Source organism: Streptomyces sp. NPDC054841, assembly GCF_053611045.1.
Window position 1 is genome coordinate 1 of the sequence record NZ_JBSGZO010000583.1, and the last position, 4,786, is coordinate 4,786.

Consider the following 4,786-nt stretch of genomic DNA (forward strand, 5'->3'; position numbering starts at 1 on the left):
CCCGCGACGTACGCGGGCGCGGCTTTCGTCACGGCGGTGCCGGTCGAGGAGCCGACCGGGTCAGGCAGTGTGCAGGGTCAGGCAGTGTGCAGGGTCAGGCGGTGTGCCGGTTCAGGCGGTGTGCAGGGTCAGGCGGTGTGCAGGGTCAGGCGGTGTGCAGGGTCAGGCGGTGTGCAGGGTCAGCCCGTAGCGGCTCAGGATCTCGTTGACGGGCTGGAACCAGGTGTTGCCGCCCGAGCTGCAGTTGCCCCAGCCCCCGGAGGTCACGCCCTGGGCCTGGTCGCCGCTGATGAACGAGCCGCCCGAGTCGCCGCCTTGGGCGCAGACGTCCGTTCTGACCATCTCGTACACGGCACCCTGCTGGTAGTTGACGGTCTCGTTCCTGCCCAGCACCGTGCCGCAGTGCCAGTGCGTCGTGGAGCCCGACCGGCAGATCGACGTACCGACCGGGGCCTCCCACGAACCGCGCACCAGCCGGTCCGGGGTCTGGCCCCAGCCCAGGACCACGGGGACGGTCCACCAGCCGTAGCCGGTGCTCACCCAGGCGTAGTCGTTACCCGGGAAGGACGAGCCCTGGAACCAGCCCATGTCGGAACCGTCCCAGCCGCGCACGAAGCTGCCGGGCCCGCCGCAGTGCCCGGCCGTGACGAAGCCGCCGTACACGGAGAAGCCTATGGAGCAGCGGACGTTGCCGGTGTAGTACGGGTCGCCGCCGACAACCCCCGCGGCGTAGGTGGAGGGCGCCTGGCCGACCGTCTCCACCTGTACGGGACCGGTGCGCCGGGCGTGGTCGAGGAACGCCTTGACCTTGGCGTCGCCGCTGCGGTCGGCGACGACGCGGACGACGATCCGGTTGGCCTTCGGGTCGACGTGCCAGCTGCTCACACCGGCGGGCGCGTGCCGGCGGTCGATGCGCTGCTTGGCCGCGTCGAGATGCGCGGCGGTGTGGGTGACGATACGGGTGTCGGCGCCGGCCGCCCGTACGGCGTCGGCCTTCTGACGGCTGGTCACGGCGACGGTCAGCCTGCCGCTGTCGGCGTCGAACCACGTACCGGCGAAGGCGGCGCCGGCCGCGCGTTCCGCCCTGCCCTGGACGGCGAAGGCCGCCTTCTCCTGGGCGAGGCGCTCGCGCGCCTGCCGCTCGGTCAGGCCCAGGTCCTGCTGCATGGCGGTGATCAGTCCGGGCGAAGCCGGGGGTTCGGGGGTCGGTGCCGCGGCGGCGGCGGGGGCGAACACGGCTCCGCCCCCGGCGCCGAGCAGGAGGAGTGCGCAGAGGGCGGAGAGGGCTGTACGTAAGCCGGTTCTCCGGTCGGTCTTCTTGCGTCTCACGTCGATGGACCCTTCTGTTGTTCCGGTGTTGTGGGGGTGGTGCGGTTGGAACATCAGGTGCTGAGAGCGCTCTCACAGAGAGTAGGAGCTCCGTCGGCCGCCGCACAGCCCCAGAACGCGCCTACCGGCTCGAAGCGGGGACCCTGCGGATGGACGGACCGGCGCGGGAAGTCATGGCGGAGTGCGAGCGGTTCACTACCAGGAGACAGGTACAAAAGGGTCTAAATTTGCGGGCTATGACGCAGCAGACCGAACTCGTTGGCAGCAGCTCCGCCCCGGAGGGCGACCCCGAGAGCGGCCGGGCCGCGGACGGCCCCCGCTCGGACTCCCCTCGCGCGGACGACTCCCGCTCGGACGGCGCCTCGCCGTTCGGCGGGAAGAGTCCCGGCGGGCCGGGCGGCACACCCCGGACCCTCCACCGGGCAACCCACCTGGCCGGCGCCTGGACCACGAGGAAATCGATCGCGGCCCTCTACTCGGTCTGGACCCTGACCCGGCTCGGCATGCTGTATCTGCTCGTCCAGGACAGCATCGGCGTCAGCAATGTCTCGGACGAGGTGAACTTCGTCTACCCGCGCTGGTACCAGCAGCTGGCCGACGGCTCCTTCCCCGTCAACGACGTCACCTGGCAGTACCCGCCCGGCGCGGGCCTGGTGTTCCTGTTCCCCGCCGGCCTGCCGTTCCTCGGCTACTTCCAGGCGTTCCTCGTCCTCACCTTCGCCGCCGACGCGATCGTCGTCCTGGCTCTGGCCCGCGGGGGACGCAGACTCGCCGGGGCCTGGCTGTGGACCGGCGGACTGCCGCTGCTGCTGAATGTGCCGCACGGCCGGTTCGACATCCAGGTCACCGCCCTCGCCGTACTGGCCCTGCTCAGCGCCCGCCGCCGCCCGCGCCTCGGCGGGGTGTTCGCCGCCCTCGGAGCCCTGGTCAAGGTCTGGCCGCTGCTCACGCTGGTGGGCACGGAACGCGGGCGCACCAGCCGCAGCGCCTGGCTGTCCGCCGCTGCGGCCGCGGCGGCGCTGCTCGCCGTACTCGCCCTCGGCTTCCGGAACAGCCTCGGCTTCCTGCAGCAACAGGGCGCCAGAGGCGTGCAGATCGAGTCGCTGGGCGGCACCGTACTGTCGCTGATGCGGGCGGCGGGCTCGCCGATCTGGATCGAGTCCCGCTACGGCGCCCTGGAGTTCAACGGGATGCATGTGGGGACCATCGCCCAGCTGTCCATGCTGCTCACCGCCGCCGCCTTCGGCTGGCTGATGTTCTGGCGGGGCAGGGCGTCGCAGTGGACCACGGCGACACCGTTCGACGCCGCACTCGCCGCCATCCTGCTGTTCACCGTCACCAGCAGGGTGATCAGCCCGCAGTATCTGGTCTGGCTGATCGGCCTGGCCGCGGTCTGCCTCACTTCCCGGCACACCACGCAACGCCCAGTGGCATTGGTGCTGCTGGCCGCGGCAGCGGTCACCTCGCTCGCCTTCCCCACCTACTACCTGGACGTGATGTACGGAACGGCGCTGGGCAACACGCTGATGGCCGTACGCAACGGACTACTGGTCGCCGCCACGCTGCTGTCCTGCCGCCGCCTGTGGAAGGCCACGACCGGTACGCACGACACAAACGGCGCCTGCGACACCACGGGTACGAGCGACCGCACGGATGCGAGCGCAACCACGGGTACGAGCGACCGCACGGATACGAGCGCAACCACGGGTACGAGCGACCGCACGGATACGAGCGCAACCACGGATGCGGAGGCGACACCGGCCACCGAGCCGACGCCGGCCACGGCTTCGGCAGCCGCGGGATAGGGCCCCAGCGCGTTCTGCCCCCCGCGCGGAGCACCGGATCTTCACCGGCTCCGCGCGGTCGCCCGGCACCGCGCGACCGTTCCGGTGACCCACCCCCTCGCGAACGTCGCCGTCGCTCACCACATTCGTCGTCCTCGGCCAGGGCACTCCTGGCCTGCGGCTCGCACGTCTGCCGCCGTACGGCGAGAAGTAGCGGCACGGCGGTACAGGCGCGTGCGGGACGGCCGGCGGCGATCTAGACTCCGGATGCGGATCAATCGCTCATAGGGGGCATAGACCCCTGTCCGGAGGGGCTGCTCGATGGCCGACGCCGATGCCGATGCCGATGCCGATGTGACGAGTGCACTCGCCGCCGAGGCGTATGTGTACGGCTATCCGCTGGTGTACGCGCTCACGATGGCCGGGGCGCTCGCGCGCAAGGGCATCGGTGCGCTGCCGCCCACCCCGCTCAACACCTTCGCGCACGCCCGGAAGCTCGCCGACCATCACGACAGCTTCGTGTCGGTCAACAACGACATCGTGTACTCGGTCGCGCAGCTCGACCTCTCCGGCGGGCCGCTCCTGCTGCGGGTGCCGGACACCGGCGGGGCCTACTACGTCCTGCAGTTCGTGGACGCATGGACCAACAACTTCGCGTACGTCGGCACGCGCGCGACCGGCACCGAGGAGGGGCGGTGGCTCATCGCGCCGCCCGGCTGGGCCGGCGTGGAGCCCGAAGGGATGCGTGGGGTGATCGACGCGCCGACCGCCGTGGTGTCGGTCGTCGGACGGTTCGCATGCGACGGGCCCGACGACATGCCGAGGGTCGCCGCGTTGCAGGACCGGCTGACGGTGGAGGCGCTCGACGGAAGGGCGCATCCGACCGGGCTGCCGACGCCGGAACCGGGAGTGCCGGAGGCGCTCGGCTTCTTCGAGAGGCTGCGGGTGTGGATGGGCGACTTCCCGCCCTCGGCCGAGGAAGCCGCGTACCAGGAGCGGTTCCAGCCGCTCGGGCTGCTGGAGGAGGGGCCTTCGCCGTACGTCTCCCCCGACTCCGGCCTCCTGGCGGCGCTGAGGGACGGATTCGTCGAGGGCAGGGCACGGGTCGGAGAGGCGGTCCGGGCCGCCGCCGCCACGGCGCCCGGGGAGTGGGCGCTCGACCCGCACTCCTTCGACTACAACCTGGACCACTTCGGGGTCGGCACGCACGACTCCCCGCAGTGGAAGATCGCGGACCGCGAGGAGTCGTACCTCGTACGGGCCGTGGCGGCACGCACCACGCTCTGGGGGTGCCACGGCTACGAGGCCGTGAACGCACAGGCCTTCACCGACGCCGAGGGCGAGCAGCTCAACGGCTCGAAGGCGTACACGCTGCGCTTCGAACAGCCGCCGCCCGTGGAGTCGTTCTGGTCGGTGACGATGTACGACGCCCCGGACTCCTACCTGGTCGCCAACCCGCTCGGCCGGTACTCGATCGGCGACCGCACTCCTGGTCTCGTCCACGCCGACGACGGCTCGCTGACCGTCCACATCCAGCAGGAGCAGCCCGCCGATCCGGCCGAGGCCGCGAACTGGCTGCCCGCCCCGCCCGGGGACTTCCGGCTCGTGGCGCGCCTGTACTCCCCCAAGGCCTCGGTGCTGGAGGGAAGTTACCGGCTGCCGCGGATCGAGCC

The 4,786-nt window shown here is 71.4% G+C and carries 3 protein-coding genes; 2 read left to right on the forward strand and 1 reads right to left on the reverse strand.

Annotated features, from left to right (window positions below; translation table 11 throughout):
* Window positions 1-162 precede the first annotated feature (162 nt).
* Entirely contained in the window at window positions 163-1,329 is a 1,167-nt protein-coding gene (locus ACWGI8_RS39700) for a S1 family peptidase (protein ID WP_453668307.1), read from the reverse strand.
* A 236-nt stretch (window positions 1,330-1,565) separates the two neighbouring features.
* Here ACWGI8_RS39700 and ACWGI8_RS39705 point away from each other — a divergent pair, with 236 nt between their 5' ends.
* Both ACWGI8_RS39705 and ACWGI8_RS39710 read left to right on the forward strand, forming a co-directional pair.
* The gene (locus ACWGI8_RS39705; RefSeq protein ID WP_453668308.1) at window positions 1,566-3,134 is read left to right on the forward strand and encodes a glycosyltransferase 87 family protein; all 1,569 of its coding nucleotides are present in this window, start codon (window positions 1,566-1,568) and stop codon (window positions 3,132-3,134) included.
* 300 nt (window positions 3,135-3,434) lie between these two features.
* The coding region (locus tag ACWGI8_RS39710; protein WP_453668309.1) for a DUF1254 domain-containing protein at window positions 3,435-4,786 on the forward strand (1,352 nt) is incomplete at its 3' end.